Genomic DNA, 26,098 nt, shown 5'->3' on the forward strand with positions numbered 1-26,098 from the left:
ACTGCAGGGGGGACCCTGTGGGAGAGTAGGACGCCGCCGAACTTCTTTTACGGGAAAGCCCCGTGTCCTTTGTGGACACGGGGCTTTTCTGCGTTCACGGATCTATTGCCTGCCCTCACCCCTGTGCAACCGGCGACGGAGGCTGAGGGTAGGGTCAGGGGGCATCATTGGCACTTTCTTCACAGGAGGCCCCCGGGTGGAGGTTCAGGAGACTCGGGTTCAGACGGACCGGGTACTCACCATCCCCAACATCCTCAGCATGGCTCGCCTCGTCGGCGTTCCGCTCTTCCTGTGGCTGATTCTTCGCCCCGTGTTCGGCGGCCCCCAGAGCGATGGCTGGGCTCTGCTCGTGCTGATGTTCAGCGGAATCAGCGATTACCTCGACGGCAAGCTCGCGCGTCGATGGAACCAGATCAGCAACCTCGGCCGGCTCCTGGATCCCGCTGCGGACCGCCTCTACATCCTTTCGACCCTTGTCGGCCTGACCTGGCGCGAGATCCTCCCTCTCTGGCTCACCGCCGTGCTGGTGGCCCGGGAGCTGATGCTCCTCGTGATGGTCGGAATCCTGCGGCGCCACGGCTATCCGCCGCCCCAGGTGAACTTCCTGGGCAAGGCTGCCACGTTCAACCTCATGTACGCGTTCCCCTTGTTGCTGCTCAGCGACGGAAGTGGTTGGCTGGCATCGTTGGCCGCTATTTTCGGATGGGCGTTCGCAGGTTGGGGTACAACGCTCTATTGGTGGGCAGGGATCCTCTACGTCGTTCAGGTCCGCCGACTCGTCAAGGCGGACGCAGAAGCCGATTGAGCTCGTTACCGCGGTGCCGCGCAGTGTGGCCGGCCCGCCACTGATGACCCGGATGGTGCCCTGACGGGCGAAGTCGGCTAAACCGTCGTCTCTTCAAGGAGGACGTTTCCGACATGAAGGCCGTTGTGATGGCTGGCGGCGAAGGCACACGCCTTCGTCCCATGACCTCAAGCATGCCCAAGCCTCTTCTGCCCGTCGCCAATCGGCCGATCATGGAGCATGTGCTTCGGCTGCTCAAACGGCACGGGCTGAACGAGACCGTCGTAACGGTCCAGTTCCTTGCCTCGCTGGTCAAGAATTACTTCGGGGACGGCGAAGAGCTCGGAATGGAGCTCAGCTATGCCAACGAGGAGAAGCCACTCGGTACCGCCGGGAGCGTGAAGAATGCCGAACAGGCATTGAAGGACGACACCTTCCTGGTCATTTCCGGGGACGCGCTCACCGACTTCGACCTGACCGATCTCATCGCCTTCCACAAGGAAAAGGGCGGCCTGGTCACGGTGTGTCTGACCAGGGTGCCGAACCCGCTGGAATTCGGCATCACGATCGTGGACGAGGGCGGCCAGGTCGAGCGCTTCCTGGAGAAGCCCACCTGGGGCCAGGTCTTCTCGGACACCGTCAACACCGGCATCTACGTCATGGAGCCCGAGGTCTTCGACTATGTCGCAGCCGATGTCTCGGTGGACTGGTCGGGCGATGTCTTCCCCCAGCTCATGAAGGAGGGCAAGCCCATCTACGGCTATATCGCCGAGGGCTACTGGGAGGACGTCGGCACACACGAGAGCTATGTGAAGGCCCAGGCCGACGTGCTGGAGCGCAAGGTCGACGTCGACATCGACGGATTCGAGATCTCACCCGGTGTGTGGGTCGCGGAAGGCGCGGAAGTGCATCCCGACGCGGTGCTCCGAGGGCCGCTCTACATCGGTGACTACGCGAAGGTCGAAGCAGGCGCCGAAGTACGTGAACACACGGTCATCGGATCGAACGTGGTGGTCAAGAGCGGTGCTTTCCTGCACAAGGCCGTGATCCACGACAACGTCTACATCGGCCAGCACAGCAATCTGCGTGGGTGCGTGATCGGCAAGAACACCGACGTCATGGGAGCGGCACGCATCGAGGACGGCGCCGTCATCGGCGACGAGTGCCTGATCGGTGAGGAATCGATCATTCAGGGCAACGTCCGGGTCTACCCGTTCAAGACCATCGAGGCCGGTGCCTTCGTCAACACCTCGGTGATCTGGGAATCGCGCGGACAGGCACACCTCTTCGGTGCCCGCGGTGTGTCCGGAATCCTCAACGTCGAGATCACTCCCGAGCTGGCGGTCCGGCTCGCCGGAGCCTATGCCACCACCCTCAAGAAGGGGGCGACGGTCACCACCGCGCGTGACCACTCCCGCGGCGCCCGCGCACTGAAACGTGCCGTGATCTCCGCTCTCCAGGCCAGCGCCATCGACGTCCGGGACCTGGAGAACGTACCGCTGCCCGTCGCCCGCCAGCAGACCGCGCGGGGGAGCGCAGGCGGCATCATGATCCGCACCTCTCCAGGGGTCCCCGACTCGGTCGACATCATGTTCATCGACGAACGGGGCGCCGACCTCTCGCAGGCACGCCAGCGGAAGCTGGACCGGGTCTACGCACGTCAGGAGTACCGCCGGGCCTTCCCGGGCGAGATCGGGGACCTGCACTTCCCGTCCAGCGTCTTCGACTCGTACACCGGGTCGCTGCTGCGGAACGTCGACACCACGGGCATCGCCGACGCGGGACTCAAGGTCGTCGTCGACGCGTCCAACGGAAGCGCCGGGCTCGTCCTGCCCAGCCTGCTCGGGCGGCTCGGTGTCGACGCGCTCACCATCAATCCCGGCCTCGACGAATCGCGGCCCACCGAGACGGCCGAGACACGGCGCTCCGGCATGGTGCGGCTGGGCGAGATCGTCGGCTCGGCCGGGGCCTCGTTCGGCGTACGGTTCGACCCGGTGGGGGAGCGGCTCTCCCTGGTCGACGAGCGGGGACGGATCATCGAGGACGACCGGGCGCTCCTGGTGATGCTCGATCTCGTGGCGGCCGAACGGCGCAGCGGGCGGGTGGCCCTGCCCGTCACCACGACACGCGTCGCCGAGCAGGTGGCGGCGTACCACGGCACACAGGTCGAGTGGACGACCACGTCACCGGACGATCTGACGCGCGTGGGGAGAGAGGAAGGCACCATCTTCGGTGGAGACGGGCTCGGCGGCTTCATCGTTCCCGAATTCAGCAGTGTCTTCGACGGATCCGCAGCCTTCGTGCGGCTCCTCGGGCTGGTGGCCAGGACACAGCTCACGCTCAGCCAGATCGACGCCCGCATCCCCCGTGCCCATGTCCTGCGCCGTGACCTGGCCACCCCCTGGGCCGTCAAGGGACTTGTGATGCGCCGGGTCGTGGAGGCCGCCGGGGACCGCGACGTCGACACGACGGACGGTGTACGGGTGGTCGAGGCCGACGGGCGCTGGGTGATGGTTCTGCCGGACCCGGCCGAGGCGGTCACCCATCTGTGGGCCGAGGGGCCCGACGACGCCTCCGCACAGCTGCTGCTGGACGAGTGGGCGGCCGTCGTGGAGGGCGCGGGTCGGTGACACCCCCACCGGTGTGCCCGGCGGCGTCCGGCGACGGCCTCGGGCACACCGGTGGGGCCATTCGGCGGTAGCCTCGGCGACGTGCGACGATGTGCGGCATGTCGCAGCAGCCCCCCGATCGGAGTACCGCCCCGCCCCCCGCGCGTCCCGACGCGTCCATGTCGCTGCTGACCAACGTGATGGACCACAGCCTCGACGACGGGTACGCCGAGGCGTCGGCGCGCCGCGAGGCCGACGGGACGGCGGGCATGCCCCGCACGCTCAAGTCCAGGCTCGGCCTCGCCGCCTGTCTGGTGCTCGCCGCGCTCGTGGTGACGCTCGGGGCCGCGGAGGCGCGGGTCTCCGCGCCGGTCCTCGCCAAGGAGCGCCAGGAGCTGATCGGGCGCATCGACGACGAGACCGCGGCCGCCGACAGCCTCGAGGCGGAGGTGGACGAACTCCGGGACGACGTGGGCAGGCGCCAGCGCAAGGCCCTGGAGAAGCACGGCGGGGACCAGGGGGAGCGGGTGGCGCTGCTCGCCGGGGCGACCCCGGTGGAGGGGCCCGGTGTGAAGCTCGTCGTCGACGACGCGAAGGACACCGACCAGGGCGGTGGCGGTCCCAGGGAGACCACCGGGTTCGCCGACACCGGGCGGGTCCGCGACCGGGACCTCCAACGGGTCGTCAACGGACTGTGGCAGTCCGGCGCGGAGGCCATCGCGATCAACGGCCAGCGGCTGACGGCCCTGTCGGCGATCCGGGCCGCGGGCGACGCCATACTGGTCGACAACAGGCCGTTGGTGCCGCCCTACACGGTGCTGGCGGTGGGGAACGGGAAGCAGCTCGCCGCCGCCTTCCAGGACAGTGCCGACGGGCAGTACCTGCAGGCGCTCAAGGACACCTTCGACATCCGGACGAACCTGTCCGCACAGCAGAAGATCAGCCTCCCGGTCGCGCCGAGCCTGATCGTACGTACAGCAGAGCCTTATCGTGCCGCAGACACCGGCAGTGGTGCGGCAGACACAGGGAAGGGCACATCGTGATCGCCGTACTGGGACTCGTCGTGGGAGTCGTGGTCGGGCTGTTGGTCCGGCCCGAGGTGCCGGCCGTGGTCGAGCCGTATCTCCCGATCGCCGTCGTGGCCGCGCTCGACGCCGTCTTCGGCGGCCTGCGGGCCATGCTCGACGGGATCTTCGTCGACAAGGTCTTCGTCGTGTCGTTCCTCTCGAACGTCGTGGTGGCCGCCCTCATCGTGTTCCTGGGCGACAAGCTGGGCGTGGGCGCGCAGCTCTCCACCGGTGTGGTGGTCGTGCTCGGGATCCGGATCTTCTCCAACGCCGCGGCCATCCGCCGGCACGTCTTCCGGGCCTGATGGCGATGAGCGACGAAGAACGTCCCGACGGCCCCGAGAGGGCCGAGGAGCCGGTACAGGAACCCGTGCAGGAACTCACCGGCCGCCAGCGGCTGGTCGCCGGTCTCTGGCCGCCACGGGTGACACGGGCCCAACTGACCGTCGCGGTGCTGCTGTTCGTGCTCGGGCTCGGGCTGGCCATCCAGGTGCGGTCCACCAGCGACAACAGCGCACTGCGCGGTGCCCGGCAGGAGGACCTGGTCCGGATCCTCGACGAGCTGGACGACCGGACGCAGCGGCTGGAGGACGAGAAGCAGCGGCTGGCCGCCCAGCGCACGGAGCTGGAGAACAGCTCCGACCAGGCCGAGGAGGCGCGCAAGCAGACGGTCGAGAAGGAACGGCAACTCGGTGTCCTCGCGGGCACCGTGGCGGCCCACGGGCCCGGGATCACCCTCACCGTCCATGACCCCGGGGACGGTGTGAAGGCGGACATGCTGCTGGACGCGCTCCAGGAGCTGCGTGCCGCGGGCGCCGAGGCGATCGAGGTCAACGGGGTGCGGGTGGTCGCCAACACCTACTTCTCCGGTGAGGGCGGCCACGTCGCCGTCGACGGCCGTAAGATCACCGAACCGTACGTCTTCAAGGTGATCGGCAAGCCCCAGGACCTGGAGCCGGCGCTCAACATCCCGGGCGGTGTGGTGCAGACCCTGGAGAAGGAGCAGGCCACCGTGCGGGTGGCCCGGGCCGACGACATCGTCGTGGATGCCTTGCGACGGGCGGAGCAGCCTGACTACGCTCGGTCGTCGTCACCGTGACATCGCGGCGCGGAGGGGTCGAAGGACACGGGCGCGAGGTTGCGGGGGGTCGCCGCACCGTATTGGTGGTGCGTGGTGGAAACTGTCGGGTGGATACGGACGTTGTGAAGATGTCCGGGTCGGCAGGTGTGTTCATTCAGGGTTCGTCCTGCCCCACGGGCGGGTCTATTTCGGTCAAGGGGAATCGCCCGTGAAGTTGTTTGGGAAGTTGTTCGGCAAGAGCGCTCGCGACGAGGCCGCCCGCCATCGCGCACCGCGCCATGGCCAGGCGGAGGAGCAGGGTTCGGAACGCCCGCTCTTCCGTGATCAGGTGGCGGGCACGGGGAGTGACAATTCGGGCGCAACCGGCGCGTCGTCTGTTGACCCTGCCGGTGCCGCCCGCATAGGTTTCGGGGAATCGTCGGCCTCGAGTTCGGGTGGAGGGTTCGCCTCCAGCCAGGAGGGTTCGCCCATGCCGGTCTGTCCGAGGTGCGGCCATCGCAACACCGAGGCCGGCCGGTTCTGCTCCAACTGCGGTACGCCGCTGCGGGGCGGGATTCCGGAGCGTGCCTCCGAGACGACCTCGACCATCTCCATCTCCGGTCTGGAGGCGTACGACCCGGAGACCACCGGCCAGACCGCGCTTCCGTCCCTCTCGCCCGAGGCGCAGGCCGCCGTCGAGGCACTGCCGCTCGGCTCGGCGCTCCTGGTGGTGCGCCGCGGTCCGAACTCGGGCAGTCGCTTCCTGCTGGACGGCGAGCTGACCACGGCCGGCCGTCACCCGCAGAGCGACATCTTCCTCGACGACGTGACGGTGTCGCGTCGCCACGTGGAGTTCCGCAGGGGTGCCGACGGCAGCTTCACGGTCGCGGACGTGGGCAGTCTGAACGGTACGTACGTCAACCGTGAGCCGGTCGACTCCGTCGCCCTGTCCAGCGGTGACGAAGTGCAGATCGGCAAGTACCGGCTGGTCTTCTACGCGAGCCAGCGCGGTATCTGACCCGCTCCCTGACGCCGTCGGGGGGAACCCCAGGAAGGTCCATGCTGAGAACACCGACGGGCGGTGCCGGGGCCGGCACCGCCACCGGCGACGACCGCCCCATGAGCATCGGGACGGTGCTGCTGCGGCTGCGGGAGGAGTTTCCCGAGGTCACGATCTCCAAGATTCGCTTCCTGGAGGCCGAAGGGCTCGTCGAGCCGCAGCGGACCCCCTCCGGCTACCGCAAGTTCCGCGGTGCCGATGTGGAGCGGCTGGCGCAGGTGCTGCGCATGCAGCGGGACCACTACCTGCCGCTGAAGGTCATCCGGGAGCATCTGGATGCCGTCGCCCGCGGTGAACAGTCCGCCCTGCCGTCCGGGGGCGGCCCCCGGGATCCCGGCGACGGGACCCTCCCGGAGCCCGGACGGCCCACCGCGGCCCGGATCGGCCGTGCGGAGCTCCTGGCCGCCGCCGAGGTCACCGAGAGCGAGCTCGACGAGTGGGAGTCGTACGGTCTGGTCACCCCGACGGCCGAGGGCGGCTACGACGCCGAGGCGGTCACCGTCGCCAAGCTTGTGGCGGATCTGGGCAGGTTCGGTCTCGAACCGCGTCACCTGCGTGCCATGCGGGCGGCCGCGGACCGTGAGGTCGGGCTCATCGAGCAGGTGGTCGCACCCCTGCGCAGACACCGGAATCCGCAGACCAGAGCCCATGCGGAGGCCACGGCGAAAGAGCTCGCGGAGCTGTCCGTACGGCTTCACTCGGCCTTCGTCCAGAGCGCCCTGCACATCCGGCTCCACTGAGTCGCGCGGGCGCCCGACTACCCAAACCTGCCGGGCACGTCCTAGGGTTGCTGTGTGAACGAGCTCGACGTTGTGGGTGTCCGGGTGGAAATGCCCTCGAACCAACCGATCGTGCTCCTGCGTGAAGTGGGAGGCGACCGGTTCCTCCCCATTTGGATCGGTCCCGGGGAGGCGACCGCGATCGCCTTCGCTCAGCAGGGCATGGCTCCTGCCAGGCCGCTGACCCATGATCTCTTCAAGAACGTGCTCGAGGCCGTGGGCCAGGAGCTCACCGAGGTCCGCATCACGGACCTCCGGGAAGGGGTCTTCTACGCGGAGCTGGTCTTCGCCAGTGGGGTGGAGGTGAGCGCACGGCCGTCCGACGCCATAGCGCTCGCCCTGCGCACCGGAACGAAGATCTACGGCAGCGACGGGGTGCTCGACGACGCGGGCATCGCGATCCCGGACGAGCAGGAGGACGAGGTGGAGAAGTTCCGCGAGTTCCTCGACCAGATCTCCCCGGAGGACTTCGGTACCAACAGCCAGTGACCGTCCTCGGGCCGCCGTCAGTACATCCGGCCAGCCTTTCCCGCTCGCGGGGCAGAGGAAACCACCCTCGGGGTGATTATCACTCGGCGTGCCGAGTGTGGCGATCGTTGACGCACCCCGAGTGACTGCCTACCTTCGATAAGGCAGGTCAAGGACGGAGGTCGGCGTGAGAAGCAGCGGCGACGGTACGGCAGCGGGCGGGTCGTATTCGCAGCAGGGAAGTACAGCCGACCGCACCGTCGTGCAACCGGTTCAACCGGCGGTGGCGGGGGGCGCAGTGGCATCGGCCGACGACATCGGCTACCGCGGGCCGACCGCCTGCGCGGCGGCCGGGATCACCTACCGGCAGCTCGACTACTGGGCGCGTACGGGGCTGGTGGAGCCCAGCGTGCGCCCCGCGTACGGTTCCGGCACGCAGCGGCTCTACAGCTTCCGGGACGTCGTCCTGCTGAAGATCGTGAAGCGCTTCCTGGACACCGGCGTGGCGCTCCAGAACATCCGCACCACGGTGCAGCACCTGCGGGCCCGCGGCTTCCAGGATCTTGAGCGGATGACGCTGATGAGCGACGGGGCGACGGTGTACGAGTGCTCCTCGCCCGACGAGGTCGTCAGTCTGCTCCAGGGCGGCCAGGGGATCTTCGGCATCGCCGTGGGCGTGGTGTGGCAGGACGTCGACGCCGCGCTCTCGCAGCTGCACGGCGAGCGGGTGGACACCGGCGAGACCCTCGTCCGGAACAACCCCACCGACGAGCTGGCGCGGCGGCGCAACCGGGCCGGCTGACCCGGCGGACGCGCGGGTCACGGCGATTGTCAGTGCCGTAGGGCAGCATCGGTGGGTGTGAGAGCCGCGCCCACCATCCTCCATCTCGACATGGACGCCTTCTACGCCTCGGCGGAGCAGGCGGCCAAGCCGAGCCTGCGCGGCAAACCGGTCGTGGTGGGCGGGCTGGGGCCGCGCGGGGTCGTCGCCACCGCCTCGTACGAGGCGCGGCGCTTCGGGGTGCACTCCGCCATGCCGATGGCCCAGGCGCGGCGGCTCGCGCCCAACGCGGCCTACCTGGTGCCCCGCTTCCAGCTCTACCGGACGGTGAGCGAGCAGGTGATGGAGTTGCTCGCCCGGCTCTCCCCGCTGGTGGAGCCGCTCAGTCTGGACGAGGCGTTCGTGGACCTGGAGGCCGGGGGCACGGCCGACGACACGGCGTCGGCCCTGGAGATTGGCGCACGGCTGCGGGAGGCCATCAAAGCGGTCACCGGGCTCACCGGCTCGGTCGGGCTCGCCGGATCCAAGATGCTGGCCAAGATCGCCTCCGAGGAGGCCAAGCCGGACGGGCTGCGGCTGATAGCGTCGGGCACGGAGCGGGCGCTGCTCGCCCCCAAACCGGTGCGGATCCTTCCCGGGGTGGGGCCCGCGACGGCGGACCATCTGCGCCGCGCCGGGATGACCACCGTCGACGACCTGGCCGAGGCCGGTGAGGACGAGCTCGTACGGCTGCTCGGCAAGGCGCACGGCGGCGCGCTCCACCGGATGGCGCTCGGGCACGACGACCGGCCGGTGGTCGCGGAGCGGGACGCGAAATCGGTGTCGGTGGAGGACACCTTCGACGCCGATCTCCACGACCGGGTCCGGATCCGGTCGGAGGTCGAGCGCCTGGCCGACCGGTGCGTACAGCGGCTGCGGGGCGCGGGCAGATCCGGACGGACGGTGGTGCTGAAGGTGCGCCGCTACGACTTCTCGACGCTCACACGGTCCGAGACGCTCCGCGGGCCCACGGACGATCCCACGGTGGTCCGTGAGGCCGCCGCGCGGCTCCTGGAGGCCGTGGACACCACCGGGGGCGTCCGGCTCCTCGGCGTGGGCGTCACGGGGCTCGCCGACTACACGCAGGAGGATCTCTTCGCCCAGGCTGCGGCAGGGGAGCGGGCGGTGGCGGGAGGGCCGCTGGAGGAGCCACCGGCGGCGGAGGAGGACGGGGCCGGGGAAAGGGGCGAGCCCGGGGCTAAGGCCCCGGAGACGGTCGAGGAGCGCGCGGCCCGGCGCTGGTCCGCCGGACACGACGTGGAGCACACCGAGTACGGCCACGGCTGGGTGCAGGGCAGCGGTGTCGGCCGGGTGACGGTGCGGTTCGAGGAGCCCGAGTCACCGCCCGGCCGGGTGCGTACGTTCCGCACGGACGATCCGGAGCTCGGACCGGCCGAGCCGCTGCCGCTGGTGAGGAATCCGCCGGACTACTCGTCCTGGCCGGCCAGCCTGCCGAAGTCCCGGTCCGGGGGGACGTCGCCGGGCGGGGAGTCGAGCCCGTAGTGGCGGTAGAGCTGGAGCTCCTGCTCGGGGGAGAGGTGACGGCCCACGCCGAAGTCGGGCGCGTCCTTGATCAGTGCCCGGTCGAACGGGACGCGGAGCGTGTCCGCCACGAATTCACTGGGCTCCAGTGGTACGAACGCGTCCCGGCTGAAGAGCCCGGTGCGTACGGCCGCCCATTCCGGGACCCCGGTCGCGTCGTCGAGGTACACCTCGTCCACGGTCCCGATCTTGACGCCCTTGCGGTCGAACGCCTTGCGGCCGATCAGGCTCCGCGGATCGATGTCGGTCTGCACGGTCCCTCCCATTGGTCGCAACTACTCCACAAGCACTACAAAAGGCCAGATCCGGGTGGTCGGCCACTTGAGAAATCGGCCACGAACCCCGCTGGTAGGCTGGTCATGGCCGCTGACCCCGTGCGGGAGAGTCCTTCGGAGCTGATCCGGAGGGCGCCGAAGGAGCAAATCCTCCCCGGAATCTCTCAGGCCCCCGTACCGCACGGACGAGGTCACTCTGGAAAGCAGGACAGGCTTCGTACGGCCGGGTGCCGGTACGAATCCCGACCTCACCGACGGTGAAAGCCGGTACGCCGCAAAGCGCGCCGGTGAAGCTCTCAGGTCGAGATGACAGAGGGGGAGGCCGTTCGGGCACCCGCGCCGGGGTGCCCCTCGCAGGTCGTGACAGACCAGGAGGCCTCCACCATGACCCCCCGTCGCACTCCGCTCTCCCAGCTGGAGCAGGGTATTCCGTTCGAGCAGCGCCACATCGGACCCGATGCCGAGGCGCAGTCGAAGATGCTCGCCCAGGTCGGTTACGGCTCGCTGGACGAACTCACCGCGGCCGCGGTGCCCGATGTCATCAGGAGCACGGAGGCCCTCGGGCTGCCGGCCGCGCGTACCGAGGCCGAGGTCCTCGCCGAGCTGCGCGACCTCGCGGACCGCAATCAGGTGCTGGCCCCGATGATCGGGCTCGGCTACTACGGCACCTTCACCCCGCCGGTGATCCTGCGCAACGTCATGGAGAACCCCGCCTGGTACACGGCCTACACGCCGTACCAGCCGGAGATCTCCCAGGGCCGCCTGGAGGCCCTGCTCAACTTCCAGACGATGGTCGCCGACCTGACCGGGCTGCCCACCTCCGGTGCCTCCCTGCTGGACGAGGGCACCGCCGCCGCCGAGGCCATGGCGCTCTCCCGGCGCGTCGGCAAGGTGAAGAACGGCGTCTTCCTGGTCGACGCCGACGCCCTGCCGCAGACCGTCGCCGTCATCGAGACCCGCGCCGAGCCGACCGGTGTCGAGGTCGTCGTCGCCGACCTGTCCGGGGGCATCCCGGCCGAGATCGCCGAGCGCGGTGTCTTCGGCGTCCTGGTGCAGTACCCCGGCGCCTCCGGCGAGGTGCGGAACCTCGGCCCCCTTGTCGAGCAGGCCCACGAGCTGGGCGCGATCGTCACGGTCGCCGCCGACCTGCTGGCGCTGACCCTGCTCACCTCCCCCGGCGAGCTGGGCGCGGACATCGCCATCGGCACCACCCAGCGCTTCGGCGTCCCGATGGGCTTCGGCGGCCCGCACGCCGGCTACATGGCCGTGCGCGAGAAGTTCGCCCGCAGCCTCCCGGGCCGCCTCGTCGGCGTCTCCGTCGACGCCGACGGCAACAAGGCGTACCGGCTGGCCCTGCAGACCCGTGAGCAGCACATCCGCCGTGAGAAGGCCACCAGCAACATCTGCACCGCGCAGGTGCTGCTCGCCGTCATGGCCGGGATGTACGCCGTCTACCACGGTCCGGACGGGCTGAGGACGATCGCCCGGCGCACCCACCGCTACGCCGCGATCCTGGCCGCGGGGCTGCGTGCCGCCGGTGTCGACGTCGTGACCGGCGCCCACTTCGACACGCTCACCGTCCGTGTCCCGGGCAAGGCGGCCGAGGTCGTCGCCGAGGCCCGTGCGCGCGGCGTCAACCTGCGCCCGGTCGACGCGGACCTGGTCTCCGTCGCCTGCGACGAGACCACCACGCGGACGCAGATCGCCGCCGTCTGGGCCGCCTTCGGCGCCGAGGGCGACATCGAGGAGCTGGACGCCACCGTCGCCGACGCGCTGCCCGAGGGGCTGCTGCGTACCGACGCGGTCCTCACCCACCCGGTCTTCCACCAGCACCGCTCCGAGACCGCGATGCTGCGCTACCTGCGCCGGCTCTCCGACCGGGACTACGCGCTGGACCGCGGCATGATCCCGCTCGGCTCCTGCACCATGAAGCTGAACGCGACCACCGAGATGGAGCCGATCACCTGGCCCGAGTTCGGCGCGCTGCACCCCTTCGCCCCGGCCGAGCAGGCCGAGGGCTTCCTCACCCTCATCCGTGAGCTGGAGGAGCGCCTCGCCGAGGTCACCGGGTACGACGCGGTCTCGATCCAGCCGAACGCGGGCTCGCAGGGCGAGTTCGCCGGTCTCCTGGCGGTACGGGCATACCACCGGGCCAACGGCGACGAGCAGCGCACCGTCTGCCTCATCCCCTCCTCGGCGCACGGCACCAACGCGGCCAGCGCCGTGATGGCCGGGATGAAGGTCGTCGTGGTGAAGACCGCCGACGACGGAGAGGTGGACGTCGAGGACCTGCGGGCCAAGATCGAGAAGCACCGCGACGAGCTCGCCGTGCTCATGATCACGTACCCGTCGACGCACGGGGTGTTCGAGGAGCACGTCGCCGACATCTGCGCCGAGGTGCACGACGCCGGCGGCCAGGTCTACGTCGACGGAGCCAACCTCAACGCGCTGGTCGGCCTCGCCCGGCCGGGGCGGTTCGGTGGCGACGTCTCGCACCTGAACCTGCACAAGACCTTCTGCATCCCGCACGGCGGCGGCGGCCCCGGCGTCGGCCCGGTCGGCGTGCGCGCCCACCTCGCCCCGTATCTGCCGAACCACCCGCTCCAGCCCGCGGCGGGCCCCGAGACCGGGGTCGGGCCGATCTCGGCCGCTCCGTGGGGTTCGGCCGACATCCTCCCGATCTCCTGGGCGTACGTGCGCCTGATGGGCGGGGAGGGGCTGAAGCGTGCGACGCAGGTCGCGGTGCTGGCGGCCAACTACATCGCCAAGCGGCTGGAGCCGCACTACCCGATCCTGTACACCGGTCCGGCCGGGCTGGTCGCGCACGAGTGCATCGTGGACCTGCGGCCGATCTCCAAGGCCACCGGCGTCAGCGTCGACGACATCGCCAAGCGGCTGATCGACTACGGCTTCCACGCGCCGACGATGTCGTTCCCGGTCGCGGGGACGCTGATGATCGAGCCGACGGAGAGCGAGAACCTCGCGGAGCTGGACCGTTTCTGCGACACGATGATCGCCATCCGCGACGAGATCGAGAAGGTGGCCTCCGGCGAGTGGAGCGCGGACGACAACCCGCTGCGCAACGCCCCGCACACCGCCGGGATGGTCGGCGGGGAGTGGGAGCACGGGTACAGCCGTGAGACGGCCGTCTTCCCGGCCGGTGTCGTGGCCGCCGACAAGTACTGGCCGCCGGTGCGCCGGATCGACGGTGCCTTCGGCGACCGCAACCTCGTCTGCTCCTGCCCGCCGCTGGACGAGTACGACCACTGAGGTGTGAGCACCGCCGTGTGACGCGGACGCGTGCCGGGGCCGGTTCGGAGGATTCTCCGGGCCGGCCCCCGTTCGTTGTCGGCCGCGGTCAGGCGGCCTTCACCACCCGGCCGGTCGCCAGTGGCCGGTGCGGGGCGATGATCTGACCGTCCGGGAGCAGTTCGCCGGTGTCCTCGAAGAGCAGGACGCCGTTGCACAGCAGGCTCCAGCCCTGTTCCGGATGGTGCGCCGTCAGGCGGGCGGCCTCCCGGTCGGCTGAGTCGGCGGTCGGGCACGGTGGCTGGTGTTGACACATGGCTGGGTTCTCTCGCTGCGTTGTAGTGAATGTCCTGCGGCTGGATGAGCTGTTCATGGCCGTCCCCCGTATCGATCGGTCCGGTCCCAGTGTTGCCCCACGGGCGTCAATCCGCAGGGATTTCGAAGCAGCACTTCTCCTGACCCGGAGGACGTGTCACCCACGCGGACGGTTCACCGCAACTGCACTGTCAATTCGGATGGTTCGGGGTGGCCGGTACGGGCTAGTCCGGACGGGCGGGGAATGCGCCCCCACCTCGGAGCCCTGCCGGCCCCGGCACCCGTTCGGCCCCGGCGGAGCACCGTGCCCCGCCACCGGACGGCGGCGGGGCACGGTGCGAGACGGTGGCCGGGACTTCAGGCCGGGGAGCCGAGCAGCGGTCCGGGGCCGGGCGGGATGCGCAGCGTCATCACCCGGAGCAGATCGGCGACCCGGTGCGGGCGGTGCGCGGCGATCCCCGGTGGGGCGGGGGCCAGCGGGACCAGGAGGTCGGCGGGGGCGAGCTCCCCGGCGGCGGCGTCCGCCTCGGCGTCGCCGTGCAGCCACAGCGTCAGCATGTACAGCTCCGGGATGGACAGCAGCCGCGGCTGGTAGCGCGGTGCCACCGTCTCCGCCTGGCGCAGGGCGAGCTCGGTCGAGGCGATGTAGGGGCCCTCGAAGAAGTGCGAGAAGGTCCAGCCGTCCGCGGTGATCATGGTGTCCGCGGCCGCGACGGCCCGCTCCGCGTCGCGGATCAGGAACCTCCATCCGGTGAGCCGGGTCGCCGGGGCCGGGACGTTCGGACCGATCCGCTCCAGTACGTGGACCGGGAGCGGGAGTTCGGGGCTGAGCGGTCCCTGGGCGGACCGGAGGGCGGGGGTGCGGGCTTCGCGTACGGCGGTGGGTGAACCGAGGGCCGCGAGAACGCTGCGCAGAGCGGGCGCGGGAGCAGGGAAGAGATGCAGCGGCATGGTGGGTCGCCTCTCGCTTCGGGAGACACGGTGGTGCGTGGGCGGGTGCAGACGGCGCTGTCGGCATGCGGGGCCAGAGGGGCCGGGACCGAGCCGGTGCGTCAACTCTCTGCCTCGTGCGCGAAGTTTATACGAAACGTGTTCACACAGTGATTCCACTAGTCGTCGCGGGCAATGAAAGCAAGGTGGTATCAAGACTCGAAAATGTACAGAAAGTGCTGATTCCCTGACGGTTGCACAGTCGTCGCCAGGCGTTTTTCCTGGAACGCGGACGGCTGAAACACGCCGCCGTTTTTCCCTCCGTCGACCGGCAAACACATCCCGCATCATGCCTTTGGAATGTGCCCCGAGCGTCTGTTATGAGACTAGTGGGTCAGTGGCGTTCCCGGGGGCGTTATGGATCATCTGCTCTGGGCATTATCGATCGTGATACGAGCGGTCTGGGCCGCGGGCCGTCCACCGAGGGAGGGACGCTTCGATGGGGGAGAAGGTCGTGGCGGGCGTCTTTGACCTGTCCGATCGGCAGAGGTACCGGAAGAAGCTCCACGAGTGCCTGGAGGGGCTGGAGCGACTTCTCTCGGAGCGGCGGTTCGACCGTCCGCGCAGCCTCATGGGTGTGGAGATCGAGCTGAATCTCGCGGGTGCCGACGGCATGCCGAAGATGATGAATGGGGAGGTCCTCCCGCGTATAGCGAGCCGCGATTTCCAGATGGAACTCGGGATGTTCAATCTGGAGGTGAACGTGGTGCCCCATCACTTGGGCGGCCGCGTTCTCGACCAGCTCACCGAAGAGCTCAGGGCCGGGCTCGGATATGCCCACCGGAAGGCGGGCGAGGTCGATGCCGGGCTCATGATGATCGGTATTCTTCCCACGCTGCGCCGCGAGGACCTCGTGCTTTCCAGCCTCTCGGACGCGGAGCGCTACACGCTGCTGAACGATCAGATGGTGGCTGCCCGGGGCGAGGTCTTCGCCCTCGACATCCAGGGCGTGGAGCGGATGGTCTCCACCTCCGCCTCGATCGCCCCCGAGGCTGCCTGCACCTCGGTCCAGTTCCATCTCCAGGTGACGCCCGCCCGGTTCGCCGACGTGTGGAACGCGTCCCAGGCGGTCGCCGGTGTCCAGATCGCGTTGGGGGCCAACTCGCCCTTCCTCTTCGGCCGGGAGCTCTGGCGGGAGTCGAGACCGCCGCTCTTCCTGCAGGCCACCGACACCCGCCCGCCCGAGCTCCGCAACCAGGGCGTACGGCCCCGGACCTGGTTCGGGGAGCGGTGGATCGGCTCGGCGTACGAGCTCTTCGAGGAGAACGTGCGCTACTTCCCGCCGCTCCTGCCGATCCACGACCAGGAGGAGCCGCTGCGGGTCCTCGACGAGGGCGGCGTGCCCCGGTTGGCGGAGATGGTGCTCCACAACGGGACGATCTACCGCTGGAACCGCCCTGTGTACGGGCTGGTCGACGGCGTCCCCCACCTGAGGGTGGAGAACCGGGTGCTGCCCGCCGGCCCCACCGTCATCGACATGATCGCCAACGCGGCGCTCTACTACGGCCTCGTGCGCTCGCTCGCCGAGGAGTCCCGCCCGGTGTGGACGAGACTGCCGTTCGCCGCGGCGGAGGAGAACTTCGACGCTGCCTGCCGGGCGGGCATCGACGCGGAGCTGGTCTGGCCGCGCCCCGGCCGTGCGGGCGGGCTGACCCGGGTGCCCGCGGTCAAGCTCGTACGCGACGAGCTGCTGCCGCTGGCCGCGGCCGGGCTCGACGCCTGGAACATCGAGCCCGCGGACCGCGACCGCTTCCTCGGCGTCATCGAGGAACGGTGCCGACGGCGGGTGAACGGCGCCTCCTGGCAGGCGGACACCTACCACCGGGCACGGGAGGCCGGACTCGACCGGCACGCGGCGCTGGCCGCGACCACCCGCCGTTACGCCGAACTGATGCACAGCGGGGAGCCCGTCCACACCTGGCCGACCGGGGCGCCCAAGCCGTGACCCGGGCGCGCCCGGGTCACGGCCGGACCGCCGCTACTCCTGAGCGGCGTGCCCGTTCTGGCCGGCTGTCATGATGGCCTGCAGGATCACCATCTGGATCTCGGCGGGGTCGATGACCTGGTAGCCACCGCCGCCGGTCACCTTCGCGACCTCGTCGAGTTCCTCGCGGTCGGCCTCGGGGCCGACCGCGATCGCCAGCAGCGGCACCGGACGCTCCGGATCGGCGATCCGCCGCAGCTCCGCGATCAGGGCACTGCGGGAGATCGAGAGGTCGTCCTGGTTCGATCCGTCGGTGAGGATGACGACCGCGTTGAACTTGCCCTTCACATAGGTCGCCTGGGCGTCCTTGTACGAGGCCAGGATCGTGTCGTACAGCCCCGTCGCACCGTTCGGCACGGGCTGGAGCGCGGCGAAGGCGGCGGAGAGCTTCTGACGGTGGGTGCCGCCGCCCTTCACGGGATCGCCCAGCCGGGCGGCCGGGACCAGCCGGCGGTAGTCCTTGTTCCCGTCGAGCGAGGTGGCGAACTCCCAGAGCCCGATCTCGTCGTTCGGGGTGAACTGGTCCAGGGCCTGGATCAGGGACGCCTTGGTGACGTCCATCCGGGACTGGCCGCGCCCCGGCACGATCGTGGCCATGGAGCCCGACGCGTCGACGACCGTGGTCAGCCGGGCGCTCTGCACCGTGATCGTCCACATGCCGAGCGTCTGCTGGAGCGCCTCGGCGTCCGGGGTCCGGGCGGCGCTCGCGTACGGCTGGGGCTTCCTGCCGCCCGCGGCGGAGACCACCTCCGGAGCGGCTTCGCCGTCGGCGTTCCTGAACCCGTGCTTCGCCAGAACGGCCTGCGGGCCGGGCTCGCTGAGCAGAGTCATGAAACGCAGCGCCGCCCGGCTCTCGGACGTGCTCATCCCCTCCTCGTTCACCAGGGTGTACGGGTAGTTGAGGAGCGGCGCGCCGCCCTTCGGGTAGAAGAGGTCGAGCTTTCCGCCACCGGACGACTCGGCGTTGTGGGCGAACGCGGCCTGCTCGGAGAGGAGCACCGCCTGATTGCGCCGCGGATTGCCCTGCTCGGCACCCGAGCCGTTCTGCGCCAGGGTCTCCAGCACCTGGGCGTCGCTGTCCGACATACGCTGCGCCAGCAGCTTGGCGGTCTCCGCGACCCGGGTGTCGCTGTCGCCGCCGTCCTTCCCGGACGAGGCGCCGATGCCGGCGAGCGCCATCAGCGCGGTGGCGCTGCGGGCCGGATCGGCCGCGCCCAGACGCACCTTGCCCGACTCCATGACCGCGGCCGTCGACTCCGCCCAGGTGTACGTCTTCTTCGGCCAGCCGAGGCTTTTGGCCGCCGACGGCACCATGGCCAGGGTGACGGGGGAGGTGGCGACGGAGTCGCCGGGCGTGACCGGGACGCCGTCGCCGGTGCCCTTGGCCCGGTCGACCCAGAGGTCCGAATCGGGCAGCCAGACCTGGAAATCCGGTGCGCGGGTGTCACGGGAGAGGGAATCGGCGACCTTGTACGAGTCGCGCGCCCGGACCGACACGTACAGGCAGCGGCCGTCCGTCCGCACCTCGTCCTCGCGCGCCTTGTCGGCGACGGCGCGCACGGCGGGAGCGAGGTCCGGCGAGACCGCGACGGACAGCCGTACGGCCGAGTCCGCGCAGCTCTTCGAGAACGACAACAGGCCGCCCTGGGCCGCGACGGCCGTCCCCCCGGCGATCGCGAGTACCAGCGTGGTCGCGATCACGACGGTACGCCGGCGCCGCGACGGCGTACCGCCCCCGCTCCCGTCGTCGGCGTAGTCGTCCGGCAAGCTGTGACGTCCCATGTCGGTGGTGCCCCTCCTTGAGGATGTACAAGGAAAAAGGGGGACCACACCATCGGCGAATGGCGCTCGTCCCCCGGCCTGTCGCGCATGATCTTCGTACCTGCATTCGAGACCCTAGCCGGACGGGGAGCGGGATGGGGCGTGAATGCACAACTGAAGGCAGGTGTACAGGTGGAGGTGGGGCTTATGGCTGATTCTTACCCTCAACAGGCCGCTGGACGAAGGATTCTGCGGTCCGAGACGGCCCTCGTGCTGGCTCTCTCGCTGGGGGCCAGCGGGGTGTCTGCCCTGATCAGTTTTGTCGGATCACTGACGAAACCAGGAGGTTTGAAGGAGCAGGCCGCGACGCTCAACAGCTCCTACGCTCCGGGGCGCCCATGGCTGGATCTCGCCTGGCAACTCTTCGGTATCACGACGGCACTGGTGCCTGTCGCGCTGGTCGCGCACCTCCTGATCAGGGAGGGCGCCGGACTGCGCGCCATCGGTTTCGACCGTACCCGGCCGTGGCCGGACCTCGGGCGCGGCGCGCTGGTCGCCGCGGGCATCGGCAGCGCCGGACTCGCCTTCTACCTGGTGGCCCGCGCCGCCGGGTTCAACCTGACCGTGGTCCCGGAATCACTGCCCGACGTGTGGTGGAAGTTTCCGGTGCTGATCCTGTCCGCGATCCAGAACTCCGTCGTGGAGGAAGTGATCGTCGTCGGGTATCTGCTGCGTAGACTCGGGCAGTTGGGGTGGTCGCCGATGGCCGCGCTGGCCGCCAGTTCGGTCCTGCGCGGCTCGTACCACCTGTACCAGGGGATCGGCGGCTTCATCGGCAACATGGTGATGGGCGTCGTCTTCGTCCTGCTGTACCGGCGCTGGGGCCGGGTCGGCCCGCTCGTCGCGGCGCACACACTCCTGGACGTCGGCGCCTTCGTCGGCTACGCCCTGCTGGCCGGAAAGGTGGACTGGCTGCCCACGCCGTGACGGCGCGGGCAGCCCCCCCCGGGACGGCCCGTCCTTCGTACGGAGGTTCAGAGCGCCGTCTGCAGCTCGCCGTCGATCACCGTCACGGCGCCGCCGGTCAGCAGCGTGCGGTCACCCCGCAGCGCGGTGCGGACCAGGCCGGAGCGGGCGGACGCCTGGAGTCCGGTCAATTCGTCGCGGCCGAACCGGGCCGACCAGAAGGGGGCCAGCGCGGTGTGCGCGCTGCCGGTCACCGGGTCCTCGTCGATCCCGACGCGGGGGAAGAAGCAGCGCGAGACGTAGTCGTGGCCGAGCGAGGGATCCGCGGCGGCGGCGGTGACGATCACACCGCGCCGGGACGCCTCGGTCAGCGCGGCGAGATCCGGGGCCAGCGCCCGTACGGTCGCCTCGTCGGACACCTCGACGAGCAGGTCGCCGATGTGCGGGCCGGTGTCGTGGACGGAGAGCGGCTCGGCGCCCAGCGCGGCGGCCAGCCCTGCCGGGACCGGCTCCGGGGTGAGCGGGGCGGTGGGGAAGTCGAGGGTGATGGTGCCGTCCGGATGGATGGTCGCGGCGAGGATCCCGCACCGGGCCGAGAACCGTACCGTGCCGCTCGCCGCCCCGGTGGTGTGCAGCACGTGCGCGGTGGCGAGCGTGGCGTGTCCGCACATGTCGACCTCGGTGGCCGGGGTGAACCAGCGGAGTGCCCAGTCGGCCTCGCCGCCCGGGGGCAGCGGGTGGGCGAAGGCGGTTTCCGAGAGGTTCAGCTCCATGGCGATCCGCTGGAGCCGGCCGTCATCGGGGAAGCTGTCGGAATCCAGCACCAGGACCCCGGCGGGGTTGCCGGTGAAGGGGCGGTCGGTGAACGCGTCGACGATACGGATTCTCATGCCCCGACCCTAGGCACGGCGCGACACGGCCCGCCAAGGCCAATCCGCCGCCAGTGGCCCCGAACGCGCCCGTACGGCCCGTGGGATGCTGCGATCCGCACACGCCACGCCGCCCCGCCCCGGAACGCGCCCCGTACGGCCCGTGGTGCTTGTCCGCCCCCGAGGCCCCGCACTAGGTTGCCGGGGTGGACCACCTCTTCTCGCGTTCCTGGGCGGCCCTGCGCACGGCGGTCGCGGGCCTTTCCGACGAGGACTTCGCCCGGCCGTCCGGCTGTTCCGGCTGGCTCGTCCGGGATCTGGTGTGCCACCTGGTGATCGATGCCCAGGACGTGCTGATCACCCTCGCCACCCCCACCGACGCGGAGCCGACCCGCGACGCGGTCACGTACTGGGAGACCACCGCCGCCCCACCGACCGGCGACGACCCGCTGGACGCGCTGACCGTGCGGCTGGCCGCCGCGTACGAGGAACCCCGGCTGCTCCTCCTCCACCTCGACGACGTCGGCTCCGCCGCCGGACGGGCAGCCGTCCTGGCGGACCCGGCCCTCCACGTCGGCACCCGCGACCAGGTGCTCACTGCGGGCGACTACCTCGGCGCGTACGTCCTGGAGTGGACGCTTCACCACCTCGACCTGGTCGCCCACCTCCCCGACGTGCCCGGACCGCCCGCGGAGGGGCTGGCCCGCACCCGCGAGATCCTCGAGCACATCGCCGGTGCGGCACTGCCCGCGTCGATGCCGGACGAAGACGCCCTGCTGGTCGGCACCGGGCGGCGCGCCCCGACCGACGCGGAACGGGCCGCGCTGGGTGGCCCGGACGCGAGGTTCCCGCTCCATCTCGGCTGAACCGGGCGACTGTTCTTCCCTCCACGGGTGGGGTGGCGGCCGGCGCGTTGGTGGGCGTTGTTCCGAAGCCCCGTGGGCGGTGGGCGGTCGCCGAAATTCATATGCGGTGCGGTACGGCTCCGTCCTGCCAGCGGTAGAGGTCGCGCAGCAGGGAGATCTCGGCGCCGTGGTGGATCAGCTCCCTGTTGACGTGCAGGATCCTGTTCTCCATGGGAAACCGCTCGGGACCCACCGTGGGCGGATGGTCCAGTTTGGCGTCCGTGAGCTCGCGGACCCCCGCGTTCCATCTCCCGTACATCTCATCGAGCTGCTCCAGCGCCTCGTCAGCGGTCCCCGCGTAGGCGAACGTCTGGGAGTCGACGTCCTGGCCGCCGAAGTACCAGCCGACCCGATAGCCCAGGCACGAGACGATGACGTGCGCCAGCCGCCAGGCAATCGTGGTCACCGGCGCCGGAACCGGAGCAGGGGACGCGGAGTCCATCGTCCATTCCCCCGAGCCTTCCCGCACCGGAGCGGTCGACGTGCCACGTGGGCGGATGCTCCAGCAGCCGCCCACCGGCTCCCAGAAGTACTCCTCGTCGGTGAGACCGTCCAGCCGTGGCCGCAGGTTCGTGCGCCAGTACCAGTCCAGTTGGTCCGCGAGTTGTTCACTTCTTGTCATTTACGCACACTACCGAACGGGGAACTGGTCATGCCCTTGTCGCGGGCCGGTGCCGGCCTGCGACAGCGATGGTGGTCAACGCGGGTTGGCGGCAACGAAGTCGGCCCTGTTGGGATCATGCCGGGTGAGGCTGCTCCCGCCGCACGATCTGTTGCAGCCGTCACAAGGTCGGCACCAGACCTGGCGGGGCAGGCTGACAAGCGACACGGACGTCAGCACACTGAGCGCATGAGGTATGAGGAGAAGGCGAAGATCGCCGTTGTGAGAGCCCTTGTCCCAGCGGTCGTTCTCATCTCCTCACCGGTACTGCTGATCGCCGGAGCGCCGATCCGTCGCCGATACCTTCGCTACGTCTACCGGGATGAGGCCCCGCGGATCCTGGAAAAGGAGCAGGGCAGGGTCAGTATCCACTGGTTCGTTGTCACCAGTCCCCTGCTCACATGGCTCTGCCGGCCTTCAGAGTCGCTCGCCTGCCTCGTCTCACGCCGAGGCTGAAGAAGAAGTTGAGACGGTGCCTCAGAGGACGCGTTCTCACTCCGTCGACTCCAGAATGCGGTCGAGTGTCCGGCGCCCCATTCCGCTCATCGTCGGATTGCTCTCGACGTAGTACCAGACAAGACCCATCGCCTGCTCGAAGGCCCATGCCTTGCCGCGCTCCCACTCCAGATCGTCACAGACCAGTGCCCGCCGGAACACGTCCCGCGGGCCCGGTCGCAACAGGTGCCAGGCGCCGACCAGGTCCAGCGAGGGGTCGGCCGGGCCGAAGCCGCCGGTGTCGAGTACGCCGCTGAGCCGGTCTCCCGCCACCAGCACATTGCCGGGAATCAAGTCACCATGGCTCATCACGTCGGCACCCGTGCGTGGCAACTCCCGGAAGTAGCTCCACATGTGGCGCAGCCGGGGCACGTCGAGCAGCCCCTCGCTCTCCTCGAAGCACTTCGCCATCCACTCGTCATGGTGAGTGAGAACGCCGCCGCGATTTTCGCCGCTGAAAACTCGTCCCCGCGTCCCGGCGCCCCGGAGGGATGCGATGAGGGCCGCAAGGTCCTCGGCGAAAGCGTCCGACCCACTCGGGTCGGCATCGGAGGCGACCGTTCCCGGCAGCCATGTCTGGACCGACCACGGCATGGGGTAACCCACGCCAGGCTTTCCCAGGGCGACGGGTTCTGGGGCGGGGAACCGAGACACCTGTGCCAACTCCGCGCTCGCCTCGGCCTCCTGTTCCAGAACCGCCAGAGTCTCGGCGGCATCGGTCAGACGCAGGGGGAAACGCGCGGAGAGGTCGTCCCCAACGCGGAAGATGGCGCAGACCGTCCCGGTCGACGCCACGGGGCGGATCGCCTTGCCGCTCCACCGAGGGAACTGTTCCTGGACCAAGGCCGCAACGATTTCGGTGGTCACGCCCACTTGGTCATCGTGCATGGTCATTCTCGAAGGTCCTTCCATATGAACCTGAGCCGGAGATTCGTCGGTATGAGGCGGCGACGAACTGAGTGAGGTCCCGTCGTGTCGATGCCGACGCCATAACGCCATCAGCGTCGTGGAGCCCTGCCGATCAAACCGATGGCACACGATTAAGGTCTGCTGTCGCAGGACAGCCGGACCGCCCTATTCAAGACGCTGGCCTGCGAACAAGCCAGGAATCGCTCGACCGTCCAGGGAACTGCAGGGGTCGTTGGTGCTCGTTCGCCTGCTATCGGCTCTCCCGCGGTCGGCCCCGGAAGGCGAAGACGCACGGCTGATCGTGACCCCGGCCGGAACCCGTCGATCCGGCCCCGGGGTCAGGCGTCCCACCACTCGTCGGTGCCGCAGCCGACCTCGTAGTGCCACCAGCCCTCGTCCCGCCCTTGATTCAGCAGTGCCTTGATCCCGGCGAAGTCCGCACCAGCCGGCACGGTGAAGGCCACCATGGGGAAGTCCTCGCTCATGACCTCACCGCCGAGGCGGAAGACAGCGAGGCGCTGATGCACCGCTCGAGGGCTGCGGCCGAGCGGCCCAGCAGGGACGGGCACGACGCGAACCGTGCAGTTGCCGGCTGAGCTGATCCGTCCGACAGCCCAGTGCAGTCCGTCCGAGTCGGTCCGGAACTGCACGACGTCCCCCTCGGCCACGCCGTCCTGGAGAAACGGGACGTTCTCGATCGCAGCCGTGTCGGCACCGAGCCTCGTCGCCCACAGGCCCTCGATGTCCTGAGGGAACCACCCCTCGCGCGGGACGAACCGGAACCAGACCTTGATCTTCTCGGCCGCGTTCTCCATGGCGCCCATCATGCGTGGACAGCCAGTGGCATCGTGCACCGGGGTGAGCTAGGTGTTCTGTCCCGGGAGGTCGTGGACGGGTGAGGCAGGTCTCGGCTGGGGGATCTTGAACGGGTGAGGGCCTTCCGGTCCGGTGTGGATTGCGACGTCTACACCTGGCCGAAAGGCCCTCGTGCCTGACCGTAATGCACCCCTGACCGAGACCGGACGCCTCCGCCTGGCCCGTTGTGTGGTCGAGGAGGGCTGGCCGCTGCGCCGAGCCGCCGAACGCTTCCAGGTCTCACCGACCACAGCCCAGCGGTGGGCTGCCCGCTACCGGCACACCGGCGAAGCGGGCATGTCCGACCGCTCCTCGCGTCCTCGTCACAGTCCCGGGCGGACCCCGACCCGCACCGAGCGGCGCATCATCAAGGTCCGTGTCCTGCGGCGCTGGGGCCCGGCCCGCATCGCCCACCACCTGCGACTGGTGCCCTCGACCGTGCACCGGGTCCTGACCCGGTTCGGGCTGGCCCGTCCGACCCATCTGGACCGTGCGACCGGCCGGAACATACGCCGCTACGAACGCGAGAAGCCCGGCGAACCGGTGCACGTGGACATCAAGAAGCTCGGCAACATCCCCGACGGCGGCGGCCACAAGGTGCTGGGCCGCCAGGCCGGCCGCAAGACCCGCAAGAACGCCGGCTACAGCTACATCCACACCGCCGTCGACGACCACTCCCGCCTCGCCCACAGCGAGATCCACACCGACGAGAAGAAGGAGACCGCCACCGCCTTCTGGCAGCGGGCCCACGCCTACTTCACCAGTGTCGGAATCACCGTCGAACGCGTCCTGACCGACAACGGCTCCTGCTACAAGTCCCACACCTGGCGCGACACCCTGGCAGCGGCCGGGATCACCCACAAGCCAACCCGGCCCTACCGGCCGCAGACCAATGGCAAGGTCGAGCGCCTCAACCGCACCCTGCTCGACGAGTGGGCCTACGCCCGCCCCTACCAATCAGAGCAGGAACGACGCGACGCGTTCCCCGGCTGGCTGCACACCTACAATCACCACCGCGGACACACCGCACTCAAGGGCCAGCCACCCGCCAGCCGCGTCCCCAACCTCACGGGTCAGTACAGCTAGGGCCTGTCTCCTTGACCGTTTACAGGCTGGGGCGTTTGCGGGTGGTCCATGGTGGTGCCGTCAAGATTCCGCCCGAAGGCGGCCTCCAGAACGGCGGGGAGGTCTTCCTCAGGGACCGAGGTGCGCACGTCCGCCAGAGCCTGGGGAAAGGCGTCATCGTCGATGACGCCCATGTGTTCCTGACGGAGTTGGTAGATGGTCTCGACGAGCTCTGGTCTCAGCCGCATCCAGGCACGGGAGGTACGGATCTCTTCATCGACCTGGTGCATGAACCAGCGCATGACCTCGTACGGGACGTCTATGTGCCCGGCGTGCGGGTTGAAGCACATCGTCGGTTCCCGTGCCGGGTCCTCGTCGGGAACGATTGCGGTCACGAGCATCCGTTGCTCGGCCACGAGATCCAGTTCCAGATACCAGGCGTCATCGGGCACGGAGTACATCGCGGTGATCGAGTAGTTGCTGGCGGGGTGTCGAAAGACCATTGCCGCATGTTGCCACGCTGGCCCGAGGAGGTGCCTCTCCAAAATGATGCGGCTCGACGTCCCTACATCCGGGCCAGATGAGGAGGGCAGCGACGTAAAACGCTGCC

Annotated in this window: 25 protein-coding genes and 1 riboswitch; of the genes, 16 read left to right on the plus strand and 9 right to left on the minus strand. The window is 69.6% G+C overall.

What is annotated here, in order from left to right; genetic code table 11:
* Positions 1 to 196: 196 nt before the first annotated feature.
* The 10 genes from pgsA (at position 197) to ACF08W_RS30915 (ending at position 10,150) form a co-directional block, all read left to right on the plus strand.
* Entirely contained in the window at positions 197 to 805 is a 609-nt protein-coding gene (gene pgsA / locus ACF08W_RS30870; RefSeq protein ID WP_352280507.1) for a CDP-diacylglycerol--glycerol-3-phosphate 3-phosphatidyltransferase, read from the plus strand.
* A gap of 113 nt (positions 806 to 918) precedes the next feature.
* Positions 919 to 3,414, plus strand: coding sequence for a mannose-1-phosphate guanyltransferase (locus ACF08W_RS30875; protein WP_352280508.1), 2,496 nt, complete (start codon positions 919 to 921; stop codon positions 3,412 to 3,414).
* Between the two features lie 98 nt (positions 3,415 to 3,512).
* Positions 3,513 to 4,436 carry a DUF881 domain-containing protein gene (locus ACF08W_RS30880; RefSeq protein WP_352280509.1) on the plus strand — a complete coding sequence of 308 codons (924 nt, stop codon included), beginning with the start codon at positions 3,513 to 3,515 and terminating at the stop codon, positions 4,434 to 4,436.
* On the plus strand, positions 4,433 to 4,765 hold the full coding sequence (locus tag ACF08W_RS30885) for a small basic family protein (RefSeq protein WP_003970459.1): 333 nt from the start codon (positions 4,433 to 4,435) through the stop codon (positions 4,763 to 4,765). The genes ACF08W_RS30880 and ACF08W_RS30885 overlap by 4 nt, the downstream gene beginning before the upstream one ends.
* Before the next feature lie 5 nt (positions 4,766 to 4,770).
* The gene (locus ACF08W_RS30890) at positions 4,771 to 5,559 is read left to right on the plus strand and encodes a DUF881 domain-containing protein (protein ID WP_392281289.1); all 789 of its coding nucleotides are present in this window, start codon (positions 4,771 to 4,773) and stop codon (positions 5,557 to 5,559) included.
* A 190-nt stretch (positions 5,560 to 5,749) separates the two neighbouring features.
* The gene (locus ACF08W_RS30895) at positions 5,750 to 6,538 is read left to right on the plus strand and encodes an FHA domain-containing protein (protein ID WP_352280511.1); all 789 of its coding nucleotides are present in this window, start codon (positions 5,750 to 5,752) and stop codon (positions 6,536 to 6,538) included.
* Positions 6,539 to 6,579: 41 nt separating this feature from the next.
* Positions 6,580 to 7,320, plus strand: a complete 741-nt coding sequence (locus ACF08W_RS30900) for a MerR family transcriptional regulator (protein WP_352280512.1) — start codon at positions 6,580 to 6,582, stop codon at positions 7,318 to 7,320.
* Positions 7,321 to 7,374: 54 nt separating this feature from the next.
* Positions 7,375 to 7,848, plus strand: coding sequence for a bifunctional nuclease family protein (locus ACF08W_RS30905; protein WP_352280513.1), 474 nt, complete (start codon positions 7,375 to 7,377; stop codon positions 7,846 to 7,848).
* Positions 7,849 to 8,089: 241 nt separating this feature from the next.
* Positions 8,090 to 8,629: a MerR family transcriptional regulator gene (locus ACF08W_RS30910; RefSeq protein WP_352280514.1), complete on the plus strand. Its 540-nt coding sequence runs from the start codon at positions 8,090 to 8,092 to the stop codon at positions 8,627 to 8,629.
* A gap of 57 nt (positions 8,630 to 8,686) precedes the next feature.
* Positions 8,687 to 10,150: a DNA polymerase IV gene (locus ACF08W_RS30915; RefSeq protein WP_392281290.1), complete on the plus strand. Its 1,464-nt coding sequence runs from the start codon at positions 8,687 to 8,689 to the stop codon at positions 10,148 to 10,150.
* Here the strand turns inward: ACF08W_RS30915 and ACF08W_RS30920 are convergent.
* Positions 10,075 to 10,455 carry a PRC-barrel domain-containing protein gene (locus tag ACF08W_RS30920; RefSeq protein WP_352280516.1) on the minus strand — a complete coding sequence of 127 codons (381 nt, stop codon included), beginning with the start codon at positions 10,453 to 10,455 and terminating at the stop codon, positions 10,075 to 10,077. The two genes, ACF08W_RS30915 and ACF08W_RS30920, sit on opposite strands and share 76 nt — an antisense overlap.
* Positions 10,456 to 10,556: 101 nt before the next feature.
* A riboswitch (glycine riboswitch) is annotated at positions 10,557 to 10,654 on the plus strand.
* A 194-nt stretch (positions 10,655 to 10,848) separates the two neighbouring features.
* Between ACF08W_RS30920 and gcvP the strand changes: the two genes are divergently transcribed.
* A complete protein-coding gene (gene gcvP, locus ACF08W_RS30925) occupies positions 10,849 to 13,734 on the plus strand; it encodes an aminomethyl-transferring glycine dehydrogenase (protein WP_392281291.1) in 2,886 nt (961 codons plus the stop codon).
* A gap of 88 nt (positions 13,735 to 13,822) precedes the next feature.
* Here the strand turns inward: gcvP and ACF08W_RS30930 are convergent, their stop codons facing one another.
* Together ACF08W_RS30930 and ACF08W_RS30935 are read right to left on the minus strand one after the other, a co-directional pair.
* Positions 13,823 to 14,029, minus strand: a complete 207-nt coding sequence (locus ACF08W_RS30930; protein ID WP_352280518.1) for a DUF5999 family protein — start codon at positions 14,027 to 14,029, stop codon at positions 13,823 to 13,825.
* Positions 14,030 to 14,385: 356 nt separating this feature from the next.
* The gene (locus tag ACF08W_RS30935) at positions 14,386 to 14,979 is read right to left on the minus strand and encodes a hypothetical protein (protein WP_352280519.1); all 594 of its coding nucleotides are present in this window, start codon (positions 14,977 to 14,979) and stop codon (positions 14,386 to 14,388) included.
* A 478-nt stretch (positions 14,980 to 15,457) separates the two neighbouring features.
* On the opposite strand from ACF08W_RS30935, the gene ACF08W_RS30940 reads away from it, so the two are divergent.
* Positions 15,458 to 16,963, plus strand: a complete 1,506-nt coding sequence (locus ACF08W_RS30940; RefSeq protein WP_385218301.1) for a glutamate--cysteine ligase — start codon at positions 15,458 to 15,460, stop codon at positions 16,961 to 16,963.
* 33 nt (positions 16,964 to 16,996) lie between these two features.
* On the opposite strand, the gene ACF08W_RS30945 is transcribed toward ACF08W_RS30940, so the two are convergent.
* Entirely contained in the window at positions 16,997 to 18,784 is a 1,788-nt protein-coding gene (locus ACF08W_RS30945; RefSeq protein WP_392281292.1) for a substrate-binding domain-containing protein, read from the minus strand.
* A 186-nt stretch (positions 18,785 to 18,970) separates the two neighbouring features.
* Between ACF08W_RS30945 and ACF08W_RS30950 the strand changes: the two genes are divergently transcribed.
* The gene (locus ACF08W_RS30950; protein ID WP_352280522.1) at positions 18,971 to 19,750 is read left to right on the plus strand and encodes a type II CAAX endopeptidase family protein; all 780 of its coding nucleotides are present in this window, start codon (positions 18,971 to 18,973) and stop codon (positions 19,748 to 19,750) included.
* Between the two features lie 47 nt (positions 19,751 to 19,797).
* On the opposite strand, the gene ACF08W_RS30955 is transcribed toward ACF08W_RS30950, so the two are convergent.
* Complete coding sequence (locus ACF08W_RS30955; protein ID WP_392281293.1) at positions 19,798 to 20,619, minus strand: PhzF family phenazine biosynthesis protein; 822 nt, start codon at positions 20,617 to 20,619, stop codon at positions 19,798 to 19,800.
* 185 nt (positions 20,620 to 20,804) lie between these two features.
* Between ACF08W_RS30955 and ACF08W_RS30960 the strand changes: the two genes are divergently transcribed.
* On the plus strand, positions 20,805 to 21,464 hold the full coding sequence (locus tag ACF08W_RS30960; protein ID WP_392281294.1) for a maleylpyruvate isomerase N-terminal domain-containing protein: 660 nt from the start codon (positions 20,805 to 20,807) through the stop codon (positions 21,462 to 21,464).
* Positions 21,465 to 21,561: 97 nt separating this feature from the next.
* Here ACF08W_RS30960 and ACF08W_RS30965 read toward each other — a convergent pair whose 3' ends face one another.
* On the minus strand, positions 21,562 to 22,125 hold the full coding sequence (locus ACF08W_RS30965) for a DinB family protein (RefSeq protein ID WP_392281295.1): 564 nt from the start codon (positions 22,123 to 22,125) through the stop codon (positions 21,562 to 21,564).
* Between the two features lie 228 nt (positions 22,126 to 22,353).
* On the opposite strand from ACF08W_RS30965, the gene ACF08W_RS30970 reads away from it, so the two are divergent.
* A complete protein-coding gene (locus ACF08W_RS30970) occupies positions 22,354 to 22,620 on the plus strand; it encodes a hypothetical protein (RefSeq protein WP_392281296.1) in 267 nt (88 codons plus the stop codon).
* Between the two features lie 36 nt (positions 22,621 to 22,656).
* On the opposite strand, the gene ACF08W_RS30975 is transcribed toward ACF08W_RS30970, so the two are convergent.
* Positions 22,657 to 23,553 (minus strand): aminoglycoside phosphotransferase family protein, encoded by an 897-nt coding sequence (locus tag ACF08W_RS30975; RefSeq protein ID WP_392281297.1) that lies wholly within the window; start codon positions 23,551 to 23,553, stop codon positions 22,657 to 22,659.
* Between the two features lie 353 nt (positions 23,554 to 23,906).
* Positions 23,907 to 24,383 (minus strand): DUF4265 domain-containing protein, encoded by a 477-nt coding sequence (locus ACF08W_RS30980; protein ID WP_392281298.1) that lies wholly within the window; start codon positions 24,381 to 24,383, stop codon positions 23,907 to 23,909.
* A gap of 172 nt (positions 24,384 to 24,555) precedes the next feature.
* On the opposite strand from ACF08W_RS30980, the gene ACF08W_RS30985 reads away from it, so the two are divergent.
* The gene (locus tag ACF08W_RS30985) at positions 24,556 to 25,509 is read left to right on the plus strand and encodes an IS481 family transposase (protein ID WP_392281299.1); all 954 of its coding nucleotides are present in this window, start codon (positions 24,556 to 24,558) and stop codon (positions 25,507 to 25,509) included.
* Here ACF08W_RS30985 and ACF08W_RS30990 read toward each other — a convergent pair.
* Positions 25,506 to 25,991: a hypothetical protein gene (locus tag ACF08W_RS30990; RefSeq protein ID WP_392281300.1), complete on the minus strand. Its 486-nt coding sequence runs from the start codon at positions 25,989 to 25,991 to the stop codon at positions 25,506 to 25,508. The two genes, ACF08W_RS30985 and ACF08W_RS30990, sit on opposite strands and share 4 nt — an antisense overlap.
* Positions 25,992 to 26,098 lie beyond the last annotated feature (107 nt).

Source organism: Streptomyces sp. NPDC015144 (assembly GCF_043079735.1).
Taxonomy (GTDB): domain Bacteria; phylum Actinomycetota; class Actinomycetes; order Streptomycetales; family Streptomycetaceae; genus Streptomyces.